The organism is Phyllobacterium ifriqiyense, from assembly GCF_030817885.1.
Lineage (GTDB): Bacteria > Pseudomonadota > Alphaproteobacteria > Rhizobiales > Rhizobiaceae > Phyllobacterium > Phyllobacterium ifriqiyense.
Genome location: NZ_JAUSZT010000002.1, coordinates 468,496 through 485,978, shown reverse-complemented (window position 1 = coordinate 485,978; position 17,483 = coordinate 468,496). Strand labels below are relative to the sequence as shown.

Here is a 17,483-nt window from a genome sequence, read left to right as displayed (position 1 = left end):
AGCAAGCATTTTGACTGTACGACGTAAAACACTGGTTGTTCTGAAGGGCTATCCGCGTCTTTCAGAAACCTTCATCGCGCAGGAACTGCTGGGGCTTGAACGTGCAGGATTTGACCTCACCCTTATATCCATGCGCAAGCCCACTGATAAGAAACGCCATCCAATACATGATGAGATCAAGGCTCGGGTCGTCTATTTGCCGGAATATCTTCATAACGAACCGCTGCGGGTATTACGCGGCCTGATTGGTAGTTGGAAGCGCCCCGGATTTCGACCGTTGCTTCGTCAATTCTGGACTGATCTCCTGCGTGATAAAACCCGCAATCGTTTTCGCCGGTTCGGACAAGCACTGGTACTGGCCCATGAATGGCCAGACGCCGGCGAATGGTTGCATGCACATTTTATCCATACGCCGGCATCAGTGACTGCCTATACCAGCATTTTGACCGGCGTTCCGTGGACCTGTTCCGCCCACGCTAAAGATATCTGGACTTCACCAGACTGGGAGCTAACCGAAAAACTGGCAAAGGCACGCTGGAGTGTTACCTGCACCCGTTCCGGTTTCGAGCATATGCGCCAACTCACTGATCGAAAAGATGAGGTACATTTAAGCTATCATGGGCTCGACTTGACCCGTTTTGGGCATTTCGACCAACGAAGATCAGACCGCGACGGCACCGATAAGTCTGATCCGGTGCGGATACTTAGCGTCGGCCGTGCGGTGCCGAAAAAGGGTTATGATATCCTTTTACAGGCGCTGGCTCAATTATCGCCTGATATCAATTGGCAGTTCACTCACATCGGTGGCGGTGATGAACTGTCCAAGCTCAAACCGCTCGCTGAATCACTTGGCATATCAGATCGCATCTTTTGGAAAGGTGCCCTCGCTCAAGAAGAGGTGCTGAGCCACTACCGGCAGTCAGATATTTTTGCGTTGGCATGTCGCGTAGCTGCAGACGGTGATCGCGATGGACTGCCCAATGTACTCGTCGAGGCGTCAAGTCAAAATCTCGTCTGCATCTCTACCAATATTTCGGGAATTCCAGAGCTGTTGACCGGCGGAGAAAACGGCTTTGTCGTGCCACCTGAGAACCCCCGTCTTTTGGCCGTCGCCATTGAGCGGGCCATCCGCGAGCCAGATTTGAGACATCGACTTGGTCTGGCTGCAGGGCGCCGCGTTCGAGAGCATTTTGACCATACTTCCAGTATCCGGCAACTTACCCGGCTCTTTGAAGATGAGTGGCAGAAATCATGAAATCACCACGCGTCTTCTTTTACGTCCAGCATCTGCTTGGAATAGGACATCTGGCAAGGGCCAGTCATATTTCGCGCGCGCTTGTCGATGACGGCTTTGATGTAAGCATGGTTACCGGTGGATCAAATGTGCGAGGATTTCCTGGACCCGGCGTAAAGCAGATCGCTTTGCCTCCCTTGCTCGCGGGAAATGCTGGTTTCAACGGACTTGTCGACGGGAATGGCAAGCCTGCCGACGACGATTATCTCAACAATCGTCGCAAGCTTCTGCTTGAAGCTTTCCACGAAGTGCAACCCGATATCGTGATAATTGAAGCCTTCCCTTTTGGCCGAAGACAAATGCGCTTTGAGCTTATGCCGCTGTTGGAAGCTATCAAGACCGCTTCTCCAAGGCCAATATTGTTGGCATCAGTACGCGATATACTTCAGGAGCGGACAAAGCCGGGACGCGATGAAGAAACCGTCTCGCTGATCAAATCGCATTTTGATCACGTCCTGGTCCATGGCGATCCCAATTTTATAGCTCTGCCCGACACTTTTCCATTGGCAGAGCTGATTGCTGACAAGGTTCTTTATACAGGGCTTGTAACCGGACCGGCTCCCTCTCCTGCCGATGACAGTTTTGATATTGTCGTCTCGGCAGGCGGAGGTGCTGTCGGTGCGGAACTTCTTCGATCCGCATATCAGTGCGCCGTCCAATCCGGTTTTAAGGGCAGCTGGTGCCTTATCGCTGGCCCCAATCTTCCCGAGCCTGATTTTGCAGCTCTATCCGCTGAAGCACCTGACAACGTCACCGTTATGAGATTTCGTCAGGACTTTCCTGGTCTGCTTCAAAACGCACGACTTTCAATTTCCCAAGCCGGTTACAATACGGTTTGCGATATACTTCGCGCCAAATGCCGTTCGATCCTCGTTCCGTTCACCGCAGGGGGTGAAACAGAGCAAAGTGTTCGCGCTACGCGCCTTGAATCTCTCGGCTTGGCAATTGCACTACCGGAAGGCGGCTTGAACAGCGATATTCTTACAAGCGCCATTGCATCTGCCGTCAACGAGGCGCATTGGCCAAAACACAACTTGGACTTGAATGGTGCTCAGCAGACCGCAGCATTATTGCGGCGCATGCTCTGAGACTGATTTGTCAGAATAAGCACCGACAGTGCCGTGTTATATGGCGTCATTGGCTCTGATGATGTAAGTTCAGGTGATTCAGCCCACAAGGTCATCTCCACCGCTCCGCCTGTTTCACGATCTAAATTACTGCTGACGTCACAGCTTACGGTTGTTCATGGAAAAAAGTTTAACTCGGTATATCTGGTCGAATACACGACTACAGCAGATATGGATTCTGATCGTTGTAGCCGTTTCAATGATCCCGTATTTTCTATCGTTCGACTTGCCAAAGCAGATTGTCAACGGTCCCATACAAGGTACCGGCTTTGAATCGCCTGGAGCGACGCAGACCTTTATGCGTATCCGGTACGATATTCCTTACGTGGGCGAAGTTACATTCTTTAACGGTCTCGAACTGACCCGCTTCGAGACATTGATGGCGCTCAGCCTGGTTTTCCTTCTTCTCGTCATCGTGAATGGGCTCTTCAAGCTTTATATCAATACCTATAAAGGCCGCCTTGGTGAGCGAATGCTGCGGCGTATCCGCTTTGAACTGATCGATCGTGTACTCCGGTTTCCCCCGTCCCAATTCAAGCGGGTAAAGTCGGCAGAAATTGCCACCATGATCAAGGATGAAGTTGAGCCGATGGGTGGCTTCACCGGCGACGCATTTGTGCAGCCTGCCTTGCTTGGGGGACAGGCTTTAACCGCTCTTGTCTTCATCATCATGCAGAACTTCTGGCTTGGAATGATCGCGGCCGGGATTGTAGCCATACAGGGCGTCGTTATCCCGCGCATGCGCAAGCGATTGCTGGAGCTTGGACGGCAGCGACAGCTGACGGCTCGCGAGTTATCAGGTCGTGTCGGTGAAATTGTCGATGGCATTGGCACCATTCACGGCAATGATACCTCTAACTACGAACGCGCCGATATAGCGGCGCGTCTGGGACTTATATTCTCGATCCGGTACGATCTTTATCAATGGAAATTTTTGGTCAAGTTCATCAATAATTTTCTGGCGCAAGTCACACCGTTTTTGTTCTACTCCATCGGTGGTGTTTTGGCTTTGCAGGGCAGACTGGATATTGGCCAGCTCGTTGCCGTGATCAATGCATACAAGGATTTACCTGGGCCATTGAAAGAGTTGATCGATTGGGATCAGGCGCGTCAGGATGTTCAGGTTAAGTACGCTCAGGTCGTCGAGCAGTTTAATGTGGACCGATTGGTTGATCCCAGGATTCAAGCTCTCGCGCCTACTCCGGCAGGTCGCCTTGAACATTCTTTGCATGCAGTCAATCTAACTGTTCTGGACGATAGCGGCGCACCCCTGCTCAATCATATCTCGGTTGAGATAAATCCTTCTGAAACTGTTGCCGTCGTTGGCAACAGCGCCAGTGGAGCTGAAGCCCTCGCGGAAGCGTTTGCCCGGTTGGTCTGGCCAGATCAAGGACGTATTACGATTGACGGAACCGATTTGCTTGAACTGCCCGAGTCAGTCACGGGCCGCAGGATCGCTTATGCCGCATCTGATACTTATTTCTTCCATGGAACACTTCGCGACAATCTTCTCTACGGGCTTAAACACGCCCCTTTGACGAAGGTCGAATATGAAGGAAAGCAGGCGATCAACTATAAATGGAACATCAATGAGGCACGTCGCGCTGGCAACCCAGAACTCGATCTCAACAGCGACTGGGTGGATTATACCTCTGCGGGTGTGACCGGTCCTCACGACCTTTTCAAAGTAGTGCGACCCGTTCTCGATGCGGTCATGATTTCGCAGGATATTCAGGATATGGCGCTGCGATCATTGGTCAATACCGCCACGCATAGCGATCTTACCGATAGAATCGTCGAACTGCGTGAAGCCCTTCGCAAACGGCTAAAGAAAGAGGGCCTCGAAGATCTGGTCGTTCCGTTCAAGCTGAAAGAGTACAACCCACAAGCAACTATCGGGGAAAATCTTCTGTTCGGCACGATGAAACGCCCCATGATGACCAACCGGAAACTTGCGGCTCATCCTTACTTCCGCTCGGTTCTGCGAGAGAACGACCTTTATATTGATCTGTATTTCATGGGTCTGGAAATCGCTTCGAACGCCGTGGAGCTGTTCCAGGATTTGCCGCCAGATCACCCGTTCTTCCAACAGCTGACATTCATGACGGCTGACGACATTCCAGCCTACCAGATTCTTCTGCAGAAATTGCAGGGCCGTGGATTCGAAGCGGCCTCCCCAGAAGAACGCTCAAACATTATCCGGTTGAGCTTTTCTTATATCGAGCCAAGGCACCGCTTTGGTTTGCTGAATGATGAACTAATGGCCAAGATTGTAGATGCGCGGGCCCGCTTCCATGAAAACTTACCTGCGGACCTCAAGGAAGTCATCGAACGCTATGACCCAAAGAAGTTCATCTCATCCGCAACACTCTTGGACAATGTCCTTTTCGGACGAGTTGGATTTGCGCAAGCGGATGGTACCGACAAACTGCGCGATATAATGCGTGACATCTTCAATAAGCTCGGTCTTTTCGAGAGCGTTCTTTCCATTGGCCTTGATTTCGACGTAGGGTCAGGCGGCAAGCGCCTGACAAATGTTCAGCGTCAGAAATTAAATGTGGCGCGTGCCCTGCTTAAACGATCCGACTATTTGATTTTTAATCGCCCGCTTCCAGCACTCGACCAACGGATTCAGGATAAGATCACTCACAACATTATGGAGAATCTTCACGAAGAGGGCCATTCACCGGCGATCATTTGGGTGCTTTCCAATACGAGCCTGGCCAAGCTGTTCGACAGAGTCATAGTATTTGACAATGGGGCACTGGTGGAAGACGGAACGCATGCTACTCTTCTGGAGAAAAACGGTGTATTTAAACAATTGGCTTCATAAATCCGATGACTGTCACAGGGGATGCTACGCATATGCTGCTCAAAGACGAAGTGGAAATGTTGCGGCGGGTGCCACTGTTTTCGGGCGTTGCTCCCGCAAAACTGAAACTTCTCGCATTTACATCGGAGCGAGTAAGCTACAAGTCTGGCCAAGTACTGTTCAATCAAGGTGATCCAGCTGATGCCGCCTATGTGATATTGTCAGGCGCAGCTGACATTCTCGCCGACAGCCCGAGCGGCGAGATAAAGGTCGCCGAGATCGAACATGATTCAATCGTTGGCGAGATTGCGATCCTTTGCGATGTCTCCCGCACCGCTACGGTGAGGGCAAACTCGCCGCTGGAGGCCCTGCGGATAAGCAAAGACCACTTTATCAAGCTCCTGAGCGATTATCCGGAAATGACGATCGAAATCATGCGCGTTCTTGCAGACCGTCTAAGCCATACAACAACCGAACTCAGTGAAGCTCGCAGCAAACAAAAGCAGCACGCTTCCAAGTAATTATTACCGCTATTGACGCATTACTTGGCCCGTTTGAAGCGAAACAGAGAAATTGCGGGACGGTAGCCCCGACATATATGCTGCCATCATTCGAAACATTGTGGCAAACATGCGTTTGGGTTCCCCATCCTTACTGGTGTCGGATTTGTAGGCTTCGATCAACAATCGATACATCGCCATTCTGTCTGCTGATATCCAGTCTAAAGCCATCTCGCTGCCCATTCGCAAGCGATACCAGTCGCCAATCATATCGAGAGCTGGCACGGAATCCATTTTTCCCAGGGTTTCCGGCACCAAATTTGAGCAGGAACGTTCAGCCTTCAATGTCGGAATGATTTCGTCCCAATCCATGATCTTCTCGGACCGAGCCAGCAGAAACAGATCACCAAGATTCAACTGCCTAGCCAATTGTGCAAGTTTTGGCGGCCACTCCCGCTTCAAATAGCGATGTATGACCAATTGATCCACGTGAGCCGATAGAAACTCGCCATAGTCACTGGCATCCAGCATAGAGCCGACATTCTTTTTTGTGACAGCGATTTCAGTTCGGTACTGACGGTTGATCCTGTTATCTATTGGCACATCGCACAATGAAACTGTCTCGACATTCATCATTTCATCTTCAATCGTTAGAATCTTAAACGCTGGAGGAAATGCAACAAGGGAAGGTACACCTATATTCGTCAACGTGCCTTTGATGTTCGAAACTCTGGCCGTGTCATTCACATGCAGATGGCCACTGAAATGTATGGACACTCCAGCTTCTATAACTGTGTCAGCGACCTTTCCGGACGGTGTTCGCCTGACAGAACTTGTCGTACCAAACAATGTCTTTTCGTCTGCCGCAGTATTATCCATCATGTCGATCATTGGATAATGGGAGAAAGCCAGAAGTGTTTTCCCCTCAAGTCTGGCCCTTGCTGAAACATCTTTCATCCAATCCACGATGAAAGGCTTATGAACAAGCATAGCATTCCAGCCCGCATTTGTGCTGTCTATGAATGCAGCAGAACCTGCATTTGAAAGATCGCCATTGTTAGGTTCAAACACATTGGCATCTATCATAAGCAGCCAAAGATTTGGTACCGGTTCAACCAGATAGGATGCATCCATCAGTTGATATTCATTTTTCCCATCAGCGGAACAGGCATTATAAAGGCGGCTCTCCCAGTCGGTATCTCTTCCAAAAGGCGTTTCCCAATGGATGGCATCTGTTTTTGAAAAAAAGCCTAGATCGGGAAGCTCTTGCAAGCCTGCAGGGTATCCCAAACAGTACATTTTATCGCTGAACACCATCGCCTCGGCGTCTTCATCGATAAATTCACTGTCGCTGGCGACGGTCGTATAGGTGCCATTCGCGTTGAGAAATCGCTTGGCATGATGACGGCCGTTTTGGCCAAAAATGTCGTGATTTCCTGCCGTTCCGACGAAAACGAGGCCATGATCTTTGCTGTAACTGTCGAGCAATTTTTTAAGTGCTGAAATTGTACTGATTTGACCATCGTCGGAATAGTCGCCGAGTAAAACGACGAGGTTGATACCTCGGGCCACGATTTTATCAAGCGCACTCCTTAGTACCTGATAACTCTCATTGAAAACGCGGGTAGAGCGCATCGTATCCGTTAGCCTGCGGGCTATCATCCGACGGCCCTCGACCTCTATCCCCTCAAAATCATAATCGCCATAGAGATCGTGGAAATGAGCATCTGCAATAACGGCGATACGAGCAAATTTGGATGAAGTCATGAGCGAGCCGTTCAAGTGATAAACTATTCTATTTGTATTGGTTAATTGTCATAAACCTTAAAAAGCAAGTTGCTATCGCCTACATATCAACAGAAGCGAATTTTTAATGCGTAGCCTGTCAATAAAAAGGAATACAAGCCTCGCATAACGATCACAGTTTGACTACGATATCCCCCAAAATGGGGAACTAGGTGTAAAGAGCAGAATGAACGACCAAGTATTTCGGGTGAAATTCTGGGGAACGCGAGGCAGTGTTTCGGTTTCGGGACCGGAGTTCGTAAGGTATGGTGGAAATACCGCCTGCATTGAAGTTCAGTGCGGAAACCGCCGATTAATTTTTGATACCGGCTCGGGTGTGCGGCAGGCTGGCGAAGCTTTGTCACGGGAAGGCGTCGAACAGCTCGATATCATTTATACCCATAGTCACTACGACCATATTATCGGCCTGCCCTATTTCACGCCTCTTTATAATCCCATGATGAGCGTCCGTCTCTGGTCCGGCCATCTGGCAGGGCAAATGACGACAGGACAAATGATCAAGCAGTTCATGCGTCCGCCTTGGTTTCCTATAGAATCCGATATTTGCCAAGCCTGTATCAACTTCCAGGATTTTCGTACCGGGGACACTCTCACTCCGTTTGAAAAGGTTGTCATACGCACAGATAAACTCAACCATCCGGGTGGCTGCGTCGGTTACAGGATCGAATGGGCGGGGCGTGTCCTCGCGCTGATATTCGATACTGAGCACGTTGATGGCGAATTGGATCCCGCCGTTCTCGGGCTCATCCAGGATGCTGACCTCGTTGTTTATGACTGTACGTATACCGAAGACGAGATGCCGCGGCGCTTTGGTTACGGCCACTCAACATGGCAACACGGCGTCAAGCTGGCGGAAGCTGCAAAAATCGGCAAACTGGCCTTGTTCCATCACGCGCCTTCCCGGACGGATGACGAGATTGACGAATTTGAACGACTTGCAAAGTTGCGTTTCGAACAAACATTTGCGGCACGTGATTTTCAGGTCATTGATCTTTAGGGCCTATGCATCTGAAGCAGGAAGGCTTTAAATCAGTTCCGCTGCCGAGACCCAGCGGCAACCTCCTGTCTCAGTCGTAATTTCGAACAGCCGCTTCAAGAAAATCCAGGCGGATTCGTCGTGGACGAGGTGATGACCCAAAATACCAATGATACTGTCATCACCTTCAAAACGTCCACGCATTTCCATGACTATTTCGGCGACCAGCTCATTATGATCCCGACAGCCGCGAGTGCCATGCCAATCAATCAAATCAATGTGGGTGTTCACGGCCGGAATATGCCCTTGGCCAGCGCTTCCCTTCCCAAAAACTGAAAGCGCCGCAAATCCCACACTGTTTAAGTGCGGTAGCAATGAAGAATCAATACGATTCCATGGCGGCACAAGTATCGGCAAAGCTTGTTTGGTGAACAACTTAGCGATGCGACTCCTTCCCTCATCAAGTTCGTGGAGCACTACTTTCAAAAGTCGATGATCACCCAACTCCTGTTTCTTTTCGCCTTTCCCAGCATGGTTTTCGTGCGACCAGCCGTGTGTCGCAACGGCGACAAAACGCTCGGGCTTTAACATGTCGGCGAGCGGTGCACCAGCCAAAGACGGTATCACCGCCAATAGTACGGGGACCTCATATTCATTGCTCAGCATCAGCAAACGGTTAAGAGCATCGCTAGGCTCCACGGCATCATCATCGCGTAACCAAAATTGCACGCTCCGACTAGCATTTATCCAGCGAGACAGCTCGTCTCGCAACGGTTGCCAAACGGCATCTTCAATCATCGGTCTTGTTCCGTATAAGATCTCAACAGGAGATTTAACTGCGCTGATGCCAGTTCAAGCGAACGCTCTTTGAAAACAAATTGTCTTGCTGCATTTCCCATAACCAAGCGCCGCTCCTTGTTAAGAGATAAATGCTCAATTGCTCTGCTAAAGGCAGCCACATCGTTTTCCGGCGTAAGAATTCCTGTTACTCCGTTCTTTACGACTTCTGGAACACCTGCCACTGCTTGAGCTATAACCGGCAGGCCAGCTGCCTGTGCTTCAAGATAAGCAATTCCATAGGCTTCGCCAAAACCCGGCCAGACATATATGTCCGATTCATAGAGGATTTTCGTGACTTCCCGGGATTGTTGTTGCCCGAGCCATTCTATGCGATCTTCTCTTATACCGGCAAAACAAGCCTTCACCATGGCGCTGGCAGGGCCGTCGCCAATAATCCTCAATCTCCAGGGCATATCACCCAGAAGCGCCAGAGACGCTGCCAGCATCCGGTAGCTTTCCAGTTTGTCACCCGACCTCATCATGGCAACGGTAACAAGTTGATTGGTAGTAACCGCAGTTGGCTCATCGGAAAAAGCCGCAATGTCGATAAATGGCGGCAATCTTTTCAAGCGCTTTTTAGATACGATCTGCTCAAGTCCGACCTCATCTCTTCGCGTGAAACAGATGTTTACTGCGGCCTGCCGAACGCCATTGACAACATATGATTGCTGTTCTGCCCACTCCTCATCATCGCGGCGTTTGGAATATGAGGCCTCGGCAGTAATGTAAGGCAGTTCAAACATAGTCGCCAAACTCGGCCCCACCAGATCCGGTGCTTTATAATAGGGATGGTACGTAAACCATAGATCGGGCTTGTTTCCCAATTGCCATAGATCTGCGAGCCGACCGCGCTCCTGTTCTGCACCGCCGCGGATCGTGGATAGAAGAGTCTGATCAGGCGTTTTGGTAAAGCTTCTTAGTTCCGAGGCGATCTCTACGCGGTGGCCCGCCCTTTGCATTGCCTGGATTAAAAGCCGTGCCATGGCACGGTCCCCCGAAGGAACAGGATGATTAGGAGATTTCAACGGAGCATAAAAAGCAATGTGCATGTGCGAAGCAATATAACCTTCTCAACAAACCTGCCGCACCATGCGGGAAGATAAACTGCTTCACAAGGGCTCGGCCCCGAGGCTGACGTTTGCCGTCGCTGCAAAATATCGTCAACGATTAAGGCTTTGTCTTGCCATTTTTAACGGGCAGAGCGAGTGCATCGCCCTACTCGCCAAACCACATCGGGTCAACTAAGCTAACCAGACAGAAATTGCTACGGATTTCATGACAGCTTTTGCCACCAATACAATCAGTTCCGAACGATCATTGCGCAGAATACGCTTGATCTCGGGGCTGATTATGCTCGCTTTTGTCATGCTTCATCTGGCCAACCATTCGCTCAACCTGATCTCTCTTAAAGCTGCGGAAGAGGGGCGTCACTGGTTTCTCGCAATTTGGAGAAATCCGGTAGGCACAATCCTGTTTTACGGAGCTGCAGTCACTCACGTAGCGCTTGTCATGAGATCAATTTATCTGCGTCGCACATTGGTCATGCCATTGCGAGAAGCCAGCCAAATCATACTCGGGCTATTAATTCCCGCTCTGTTGATTGAACATGTCGTCAGTACACGCATCCGATATGAGATCGTCGGTCTGCATGACACATATGAATTTGTCATCAGAAGTCTATGGGTTGAATCCTCGGGCAACGCTTTAAGACAATCCTTGGCGCTTCTGGTTGTATGGGCGCATGGATGCATTGGCGTACACTTTTGGTTGCGGTATCGCGACTGGTATTCCCGAGCAGCTCCATTCTTTTTGACGCTAGCAATTCTGCTGCCGGTTCTTGGCCTTTTGGGTTTTGCCTATACGGGGAGAATTCTTGCCAGCGAACCTGTCCAGTCGAGCTACGGCAGCGGTTATTCTCCAATTGGCTCTCACGGCGGCGGTATTGTCAGCCCAGCAGCAGCGCAGCAGCTGATGGTAATAAAGTTCATGCTCTATGGGCTTTTTGTTGCGAGTCTGTTGAGCGTGTTAACCCTGCGCCTTATCCGCAGTTGGCGCGAACGTTTCGATCAAATCGAGATACGCTACCCTGAGGGCCAAACAGTTCGCGTTCCCCGCGGCTTTAGTGTTCTTGAAGCAAGCCGGATCGGCGGTATCCCTCACTATGCAGTGTGTGGTGGAAAGGGGCGCTGCTCCACATGCCGAGTCCAAATAATCGAAGGTGGCGATACGCTGTTGAATCCGGAGGCGACTGAACAGGCAACCTTGAACCGCATCAATGCCGACCCTGATGTTCGGCTCGCTTGTCAGCTGCGTCCCTTGAATAACATCAGCATTGTTCCATTGTTGGTGCCAACTCTGGAGAGCAATTTGCCTGCCAATAGCCAGCAAGTTAATCCTGGCCGCGAGCAAGAAATCGTCATTCTTTTTTGTGATATTCGTAACTTCACCACTCTTACCGAAGCGCAGCTACCCTACGATGTAGTTTTCCTGCTTAACCGCTATTTTGCTATCATAGGCCAAGCAGTGGAACAGGCTGGCGGCCGTTTAGACAAATTTATCGGCGACGGCGCCATGGCTTTGTTTGGACTGCAAGGGCGACCCGAAGATGCATGTCGGCAGGCACTCAAGGCCTGCGCAATTATCATTCGTGAGATAGACCGGCTGAGCGATGAACTTTCGACAGGTCTTGCTATCCCTCTGCGCGTCGCAATCGGCGTTCACTCGGGACCTGCAATTGTGGGCGCCATGGGCTACAGCAATGTGAAGAGCTTAACCGCAATAGGTGATACTGTGAACGTTGCAAGCCGACTTGAAACAATTGCCAAAGAGCTCAATGTAACGCTTGTTGTGTCAGAACCGACAATCGAGAAAGCCGGCTCTGATACCAGTCAGCTCGAAAGCCGTGAAATAACGGTGAGAGGACGAGCCGAACCACTCAGAATCTACGTTGTTACTCAACAGATGAGCGCCTCTTTTCTATGAAAAACCGGTGGGTCCGACGCTTTAATAAGTGGAAATTCGCTCTTGTCGCCCGCTTCTTCGATACCAGGTATGGCCGCGAGCTCTTGATCAATACAATTGGTCCACGGGTCGTTAATTTGACCGTTAATTGTGGCGATCATCTCATGACAGTGTCTCCACACGACTACATTGGGAAGAAAGTTTTTCGCAAAGGCAATTTTGAGCGAGATCACGTTGACCGGTTACTTTCAACTCTCCGGGAAAAGAAGCTTTTGAGCGGTGAAAGTACTTTGCTTGAGATTGGCGGGAACATCGGAACCCAAACGATCTATTTTGCACTGAGCCAGGCATTTTCACGGATCATCAGCATAGAAGCCGATCCTCGCAACTTCGAACTGTTGCAACACAATATTTCTCAGAACCATCTGCAGGCTAAAATACTTCCAATACAATGCGCTGCTGGTGACGTTGAAGGCGAGATTGATTTTTTCCAACATCAGAACAATCACGGGAAAAGCAGTACTTCCAGGAAAAGCAAGCACGATCATAAAATCACCGTGCCTGTAAAACCCGTAGACACAATTCTCTCCGAAGCAAATATATTGCCGCAAGAAATCGGCCTTATATGGATGGATATTGAAGGATACGAACCGGTTGCTTGTAACTCCATGCAGACGCTATTAAAGAGAAAAGTACCGCTCTATATGGAGTTTTCACCGATATTTTACGGCCGGGAACAATCCATCGCTTTCACGCGGTATCTGGGCCGCTTTTATGAGGATTGCCTCATTTTTCGCGAAGATCACGTCGAGGCAATCAAAGTTTCTGCTCTCCCGCTTACCGAACCTCAGTTTGACATTCTGCTACTCCACGCGCCGATATAGGAAATAGCGACCTGGCTTTACGCTTGCTGGAAGCGGCAATTGTTCGAGTGCTGGATGACGCAGCTCAAGCCCGCTGGCCACAATTCCCTGCGGCGCCAAAAGCGCCACCGCCAATTGCGGCAGCCATGTCAGTGTCACAGCATCCTTCTCGTCATATCCGGTACCAATATCAGCATGAACAAGTGCCGCATCCACGCCGACGAATGTTTGTGCCGTGTCGCGTATCTCGCCAATAATCAGGTTATCTGGCTGAGGCGTAGAACTCTTGTGTGATCCGACAGCACGATCAAAAGCAATAATTCTTCGGTCCGGAAATCTTTCACGGAGATGGTCATAGGTTCGACCATTTCCGAGACCCAACTCGATCACAGGCCCGTCCAAATACTTAACACCATCACAAATATGATTGAGGATATCGCGCTGTGCTGTCATCCGGCGGATAAAACTGTCGAGTCTGCTCATATTCTGTTCCGTCATTCCATCGAATGAGTGGCTTATCATGCCAATTGCAAATCCGTCGATCACCAAGCGATCATAAAAAATTGCTCGTACCCATCTTTATCCAGCCTCCACCTCATGTTTGATTGTACTCGCCCGGAGTAAGCCCATCAGCAATGGACCTGATGAGAAGGAGCCGGCCCGGGCCTTATCTGTCAGAGCGCGCAGATATCCGCCCGGACTTAAAATACTTTCACCCTTTTGAAGGATCGCCGAAACAACAATTGCCGCTTCATTGGGACCGAATATCTCCATGGCCTGGTTCCAGGCATCAGGGCTAATCCCGAGGGTTACCCGAACAAGATTTGCGGTTTGTATGAGATCAGACCAACTATTTATCCCGCCGAGTGCGTAATCGATTATGTCAGGGCAAGCTTTTAGGACCAGTCCCAGCGGAAAGGCTTTTGGCGGCTTTAAACCGCTGCGCACCGGTTGATGTGAACTGAGCAGTTCTTTGGTATCAGCTTCATCATTCCAATCCGGATGATCACCACGATCTGCCCCTTGGTCTTTTCTAAAGCCAGGTTCAAAGTCAAATTTAGAGTCTGAGTTTTGATTCTGTATGTGCCGTTCATTTTGAACGTCACTGGCGGTTGATTTAGCTGAATTATTATTGAATTCCAATAACTTCTCAACATCTGCGCGCAAATCAGCCAGACTCACTGCCAATGCCTCGAGACCTACCCTGTCCAAACCTCTTAGGAGCGGGCGCGCAAGGGGCATAAATCTCTCACTGAGGGCATCCCAAGGGCCTTCAAAAGCCTGTTCCTCAGCAAAGATAATCATCTTGGCAATGTCTCTACGATGAAGACTTACCTGCTCTCGCAACATGCGTCTTGCCAGATCCTCAGCGCGAATAGTTGCAGCAAGTTGCTCGTACTCGATTGCCTTTACCACCAAGGGCAGCAGGTCAAAGCCGAATGCGGTCTTCAACTCACCTTCCTGATCGCGGCGAACATAGCGCTTTCCATTCGGGCTATCGCGCCGAATGATCATTCCGGCCTCCACCAAGGAGGCAAGATGCCTGCGCAACGTAACTGGTGCCATCCCGTGGCAACGCAAGGATAGTTCCCTATTTGACGGAAAAACGATGAGATTCGCTGTGCTATCCAACTCATTCGGTTTGTGAAAACTGAGCAATGCGTGAAGCACCGCCAACGCTCGATCTGAAATGCCCAGCAGTGGTCGAGCTTCTGTAATCATGCGGAAAAGTTTCCATTTGTCCGCGACTACATTGACGTCACAATTCTTGACCTCCGTTTGCGCATCCAGCATGGCATACGACATTGGTCGGCGCCCAAAGGGCGTCGTTGTCATTTCCCTGTTCATTGCTTTCACCCTCAATCAGGCAAAAGAAATCTGCTCGCCGAAACGGCGTTAAACGCTTGACAGTGATTCTCGGAAATGCGATTCTCAAGTTGCTTAGACTTTGAGAGGGCTTCCGTGACGTCAGTTTCGGGGGCCTTTTCTTTTGCGATTTCTCTCCAGTTAGAGTTCTCTAATACGCGGTTCACTTTTTTCGCCGCGAAGAAAAGCGGCATAGATCTCAGGCAGATGTGTTATTAAATAATTCCCGAATTCAGGGGCCAGGGTTTCATCGATAGTCAGCTTTGTTTTGCCGTTGGCTTGTTCAATCTGCGCATAGGACAGGCCTTCTTTGGACTTCAATGGATGGATCGAAGGACCGGATTTTCGCGGCGACAGGCTTTTGAGAACCAAAGCGAAGCGGGCATCGCTATCAAGGCGAAGCAACCGCTCCACATCAACTCTGTCTCTCCAGGGAGTATTGTCTTTCTGCAGCAGCTGGGAGAGTTGTTCCCAACGAGGCCGCCCTACTTTCGGAGCAGGGCCGATTATTTGAATGAGATCTTCCGGCAGAGAATTTGCTACAGCGATCATTGTCGACAAATTGCCTTTGTGAACTGCAAGGGCAGCCATAAGGGCGTTGCGGTCAATGCCATGCGCTTCCAGTTTTGCTGCAAACAGTGCACGCTCAATGAAGGAAAGGTCCTTTCTCTCCAGATTTTCCTTGCCTTGCGCGACAATCAATTCTTCATCGGAAAGATTGCGAACAATTGCTTTAACAGGCCTGCCTATGGCACGAAGCGCGGCAAGGCGCCTGTGCCCATAGGCTACCTGGTAACGACGTTCATCGAGTGGATTTGGGCGTACCAGAATTGGAACTTGCTGGCCGTGTTCTTCAATGCTGGCTTTAAACTCATTGAAGTCACCCGCATCGACATCATCAAGTCGATCACGAACAAACGAACCGTCGATCAGACTCGCCTCGATTTGGACGATATGCTCACCAGAAGCAATTTGATCACGCAATGCCTGCGCCTCATCAGCATCCTCCGAGAGGCTTTGCAACGACAATCCCATGGCCTTCAGTGAGCCAGACTTTTGGGTAGGCTTGGCATGACGATGTTCGGTATGTGACGCATCATTGATGGGCGTCATCATAGCTTTAAGAGCGTCTCTACGTTTATTCATAGAGCCCTCCCCCACGCATCGCGCACCAGTTCTTCTATCTCAAGATTCACTGCATCGAGCGCTTCAATTGCCCTGTCATAGGTTGCACGCGTGAAATACTCCCGGCCAACCTCGTACAATGTCTGTTTCGTCAGTCCCGCATCCGAGATCGCAGTAGATTTCAAGAGTGCGTTCGTTAGAACCCGCTCGCCAAAAAGGCTTTTCAACAAACCAACAATTTGGCCTTGCGGACCATCGCTCGGTTCATATCGTGTAACCACATAGCGGAAAAAATCGTAATCGGCATCACCGCCAGCCTGCTCAACAACCTCAAGCAGACCTGCTGTCATGTGCAGAAACTGCGACATCGAAGCGACATCGAGCATTTGCGGATGAATTGTTACAAGCACACTTCGCGCCGCGCACAGAGCAGATAGCGTAAGGAAGCCAAGCGAAGGCGGGCAATCCAAAACAACAACATCGTAGCGATCGTCTACCGTTGCCAAAGCATTGGCTATGCGGGAAAAGAAAAGTCTTTCCGTTCCCCGGCGCCGCTCCGCAAGAATACGTGGCGTATCGTGCTCGAACTCCTGTAGCTCTAAATTGCCGGGAATGATGTCGAGCCCAGCGAAATAAGTTTTGCGGATAATGTCCGCAATCGGCCGCTGCTGATCATCATAGCGAATAGCACCATAGATCGTATCGTTGTCTTCCAAATCGAATTCAGGCTGAATGCCGAATAAAGCAGACAACGAGGCCTGTGGATCAAGGTCGATAGCCAGCGTCCGATAGCCTCGCATTGCAAAATATTGCGCAACATGAGCCGCGGTCGTCGTCTTGCCCGAGCCACCTTTAAAGTTCGTCACGGCAATGACTTGCATATGTTCGTTGCCTTGGCGAGACGGCAGATAACTCTTTTTTGACTTAGCCAAGTAGCGCCGTATCTCATGAACCTGTTCAAGAGAATATAAACGGCGACCGCCAGAGGTTTTTTCAGCCTCAGGTCCTTCGCCAGCCAATGACAGATGCCGGATATAGGCGTCGGTAATACCGATCAGGCGAGCAGCTTCACCTGACGTAAACTTTCTTAATTCTTTTTCTGCAGTTGGCGGGAAAGCACGCGACCGCAACTCCCGTAGCTGCGCGCTAAGAAGATCTGCGTCCGCCTCGACCAATCGCGTAAGCGAGCGAACTTTCTTGCCGGTACGGTGGCTCTGGTCTTTTTCAGTTGGAGACAACATACACGCTTAAAATCCAATTTCTGATATCAAAGCGTAAATTCAACTGAGTCTGACTGAGTCGTCAAGTGATTT

Annotated in this window: 14 protein-coding genes; 7 read left to right on the top strand and 7 right to left on the bottom strand. The window is 50.2% G+C overall.

Annotation, left to right across the window (positions count from 1 at the left end; translation table 11 throughout):
* Positions 1-10 precede the first annotated feature (10 nt).
* The 4 genes from QFZ34_RS03870 (at position 11) to QFZ34_RS03855 (ending at position 5,754) form a co-directional block, all read left to right on the top strand.
* Positions 11-1,255 (top strand): glycosyltransferase family 4 protein, encoded by a 1,245-nt coding sequence (locus tag QFZ34_RS03870; RefSeq protein ID WP_115054956.1) that lies wholly within the window; start codon positions 11-13, stop codon positions 1,253-1,255.
* Positions 1,252-2,382, top strand: a complete 1,131-nt coding sequence (locus QFZ34_RS03865; RefSeq protein WP_307277203.1) for a glycosyltransferase family protein — start codon at positions 1,252-1,254, stop codon at positions 2,380-2,382. Before QFZ34_RS03870 ends, QFZ34_RS03865 begins: the two co-directional genes overlap by 4 nt.
* Positions 2,383-2,539: 157 nt before the next feature.
* Positions 2,540-5,254 carry an ABC transporter ATP-binding protein gene (locus QFZ34_RS03860; RefSeq protein ID WP_307277200.1) on the top strand — a complete coding sequence of 905 codons (2,715 nt, stop codon included), beginning with the start codon at positions 2,540-2,542 and terminating at the stop codon, positions 5,252-5,254.
* Between the two features lie 32 nt (positions 5,255-5,286).
* Positions 5,287-5,754 carry a cyclic nucleotide-binding domain-containing protein gene (locus QFZ34_RS03855; RefSeq protein WP_115055113.1) on the top strand — a complete coding sequence of 156 codons (468 nt, stop codon included), beginning with the start codon at positions 5,287-5,289 and terminating at the stop codon, positions 5,752-5,754.
* Between the two features lie 9 nt (positions 5,755-5,763).
* Here QFZ34_RS03855 and QFZ34_RS03850 read toward each other — a convergent pair whose 3' ends face one another.
* Positions 5,764-7,500 (bottom strand): metallophosphoesterase family protein, encoded by a 1,737-nt coding sequence (locus QFZ34_RS03850; protein WP_307277195.1) that lies wholly within the window; start codon positions 7,498-7,500, stop codon positions 5,764-5,766.
* Positions 7,501-7,705: 205 nt separating this feature from the next.
* Between QFZ34_RS03850 and QFZ34_RS03845 the strand changes: the two genes are divergently transcribed.
* Positions 7,706-8,536, top strand: coding sequence for an MBL fold metallo-hydrolase (locus QFZ34_RS03845; RefSeq protein ID WP_307277192.1), 831 nt, complete (start codon positions 7,706-7,708; stop codon positions 8,534-8,536).
* A gap of 27 nt (positions 8,537-8,563) precedes the next feature.
* On the opposite strand, the gene QFZ34_RS03840 is transcribed toward QFZ34_RS03845, so the two are convergent.
* Together QFZ34_RS03840 and QFZ34_RS03835 are read right to left on the bottom strand one after the other, a co-directional pair.
* Positions 8,564-9,313 (bottom strand): polysaccharide deacetylase family protein, encoded by a 750-nt coding sequence (locus QFZ34_RS03840; RefSeq protein ID WP_307277189.1) that lies wholly within the window; start codon positions 9,311-9,313, stop codon positions 8,564-8,566.
* Positions 9,310-10,404: a glycosyltransferase family 4 protein gene (locus QFZ34_RS03835; protein ID WP_307277185.1), complete on the bottom strand. Its 1,095-nt coding sequence runs from the start codon at positions 10,402-10,404 to the stop codon at positions 9,310-9,312. The genes QFZ34_RS03840 and QFZ34_RS03835 overlap by 4 nt, the downstream gene beginning before the upstream one ends.
* A gap of 226 nt (positions 10,405-10,630) precedes the next feature.
* Here QFZ34_RS03835 and QFZ34_RS03830 point away from each other — a divergent pair, with 226 nt between their 5' ends.
* Positions 10,631-12,337: an adenylate/guanylate cyclase domain-containing protein gene (locus QFZ34_RS03830; RefSeq protein ID WP_307277182.1), complete on the top strand. Its 1,707-nt coding sequence runs from the start codon at positions 10,631-10,633 to the stop codon at positions 12,335-12,337.
* Positions 12,334-13,200, top strand: coding sequence for an FkbM family methyltransferase (locus QFZ34_RS03825; protein WP_307277179.1), 867 nt, complete (start codon positions 12,334-12,336; stop codon positions 13,198-13,200). Before QFZ34_RS03830 ends, QFZ34_RS03825 begins: the two co-directional genes overlap by 4 nt.
* On the opposite strand, the gene QFZ34_RS03820 is transcribed toward QFZ34_RS03825, so the two are convergent.
* From QFZ34_RS03820 to repA, 4 genes are all read right to left on the bottom strand, one after another.
* Positions 13,180-13,662 carry a class I SAM-dependent methyltransferase gene (locus QFZ34_RS03820; RefSeq protein WP_115054948.1) on the bottom strand — a complete coding sequence of 161 codons (483 nt, stop codon included), beginning with the start codon at positions 13,660-13,662 and terminating at the stop codon, positions 13,180-13,182. The genes QFZ34_RS03825 and QFZ34_RS03820 overlap by 21 nt on opposite strands.
* 96 nt (positions 13,663-13,758) lie before the next feature.
* Positions 13,759-15,015 carry a plasmid replication protein RepC gene (gene repC / locus QFZ34_RS03815; RefSeq protein ID WP_307278926.1) on the bottom strand — a complete coding sequence of 419 codons (1,257 nt, stop codon included), beginning with the start codon at positions 15,013-15,015 and terminating at the stop codon, positions 13,759-13,761.
* Positions 15,016-15,186: 171 nt separating this feature from the next.
* Complete coding sequence (repB, locus tag QFZ34_RS03810; protein WP_307277174.1) at positions 15,187-16,191, bottom strand: plasmid partitioning protein RepB; 1,005 nt, start codon at positions 16,189-16,191, stop codon at positions 15,187-15,189.
* Entirely contained in the window at positions 16,188-17,411 is a 1,224-nt protein-coding gene (gene repA / locus QFZ34_RS03805) for a plasmid partitioning protein RepA (protein ID WP_115054945.1), read from the bottom strand. Before repA ends, repB begins: the two co-directional genes overlap by 4 nt.
* Between the last annotated feature and the right edge of the window lie 72 nt (positions 17,412-17,483).

What these genes read in the sequence shown, in the direction of transcription:
- QFZ34_RS03865 (WP_307277203.1), top strand. Translation starts at nt 1,252, where the DNA reads ATGAAATCACCACGCGTCTTCTTTTACGTCCAGCATCTGCTTGGAATA.
- QFZ34_RS03860 (WP_307277200.1), top strand. Translation starts at nt 2,540, where the DNA reads ATGGAAAAAAGTTTAACTCGGTATATCTGGTCGAATACACGACTACAG.
- QFZ34_RS03855 (WP_115055113.1), top strand. Translation starts at nt 5,287, where the DNA reads ATGCTGCTCAAAGACGAAGTGGAAATGTTGCGGCGGGTGCCACTGTTT.
- QFZ34_RS03850 (WP_307277195.1), bottom strand. Translation starts at nt 7,500, where the DNA reads ATGACTTCATCCAAATTTGCTCGTATCGCCGTTATTGCAGATGCTCAT.
- QFZ34_RS03845 (WP_307277192.1), top strand. Translation starts at nt 7,706, where the DNA reads ATGAACGACCAAGTATTTCGGGTGAAATTCTGGGGAACGCGAGGCAGT.
- QFZ34_RS03840 (WP_307277189.1), bottom strand. Translation starts at nt 9,313, where the DNA reads ATGATTGAAGATGCCGTTTGGCAACCGTTGCGAGACGAGCTGTCTCGC.
- QFZ34_RS03835 (WP_307277185.1), bottom strand. Translation starts at nt 10,404, where the DNA reads ATGCACATTGCTTTTTATGCTCCGTTGAAATCTCCTAATCATCCTGTT.
- QFZ34_RS03830 (WP_307277182.1), top strand. Translation starts at nt 10,631, where the DNA reads ATGACAGCTTTTGCCACCAATACAATCAGTTCCGAACGATCATTGCGC.
- QFZ34_RS03825 (WP_307277179.1), top strand. Translation starts at nt 12,334, where the DNA reads ATGAAAAACCGGTGGGTCCGACGCTTTAATAAGTGGAAATTCGCTCTT.
- QFZ34_RS03820 (WP_115054948.1), bottom strand. Translation starts at nt 13,662, where the DNA reads ATGAGCAGACTCGACAGTTTTATCCGCCGGATGACAGCACAGCGCGAT.
- repC (WP_307278926.1), bottom strand. Translation starts at nt 15,015, where the DNA reads ATGACAACGACGCCCTTTGGGCGCCGACCAATGTCGTATGCCATGCTG.
- repB (WP_307277174.1), bottom strand. Translation starts at nt 16,191, where the DNA reads ATGAATAAACGTAGAGACGCTCTTAAAGCTATGATGACGCCCATCAAT.
- repA (WP_115054945.1), bottom strand. Translation starts at nt 17,411, where the DNA reads ATGTTGTCTCCAACTGAAAAAGACCAGAGCCACCGTACCGGCAAGAAA.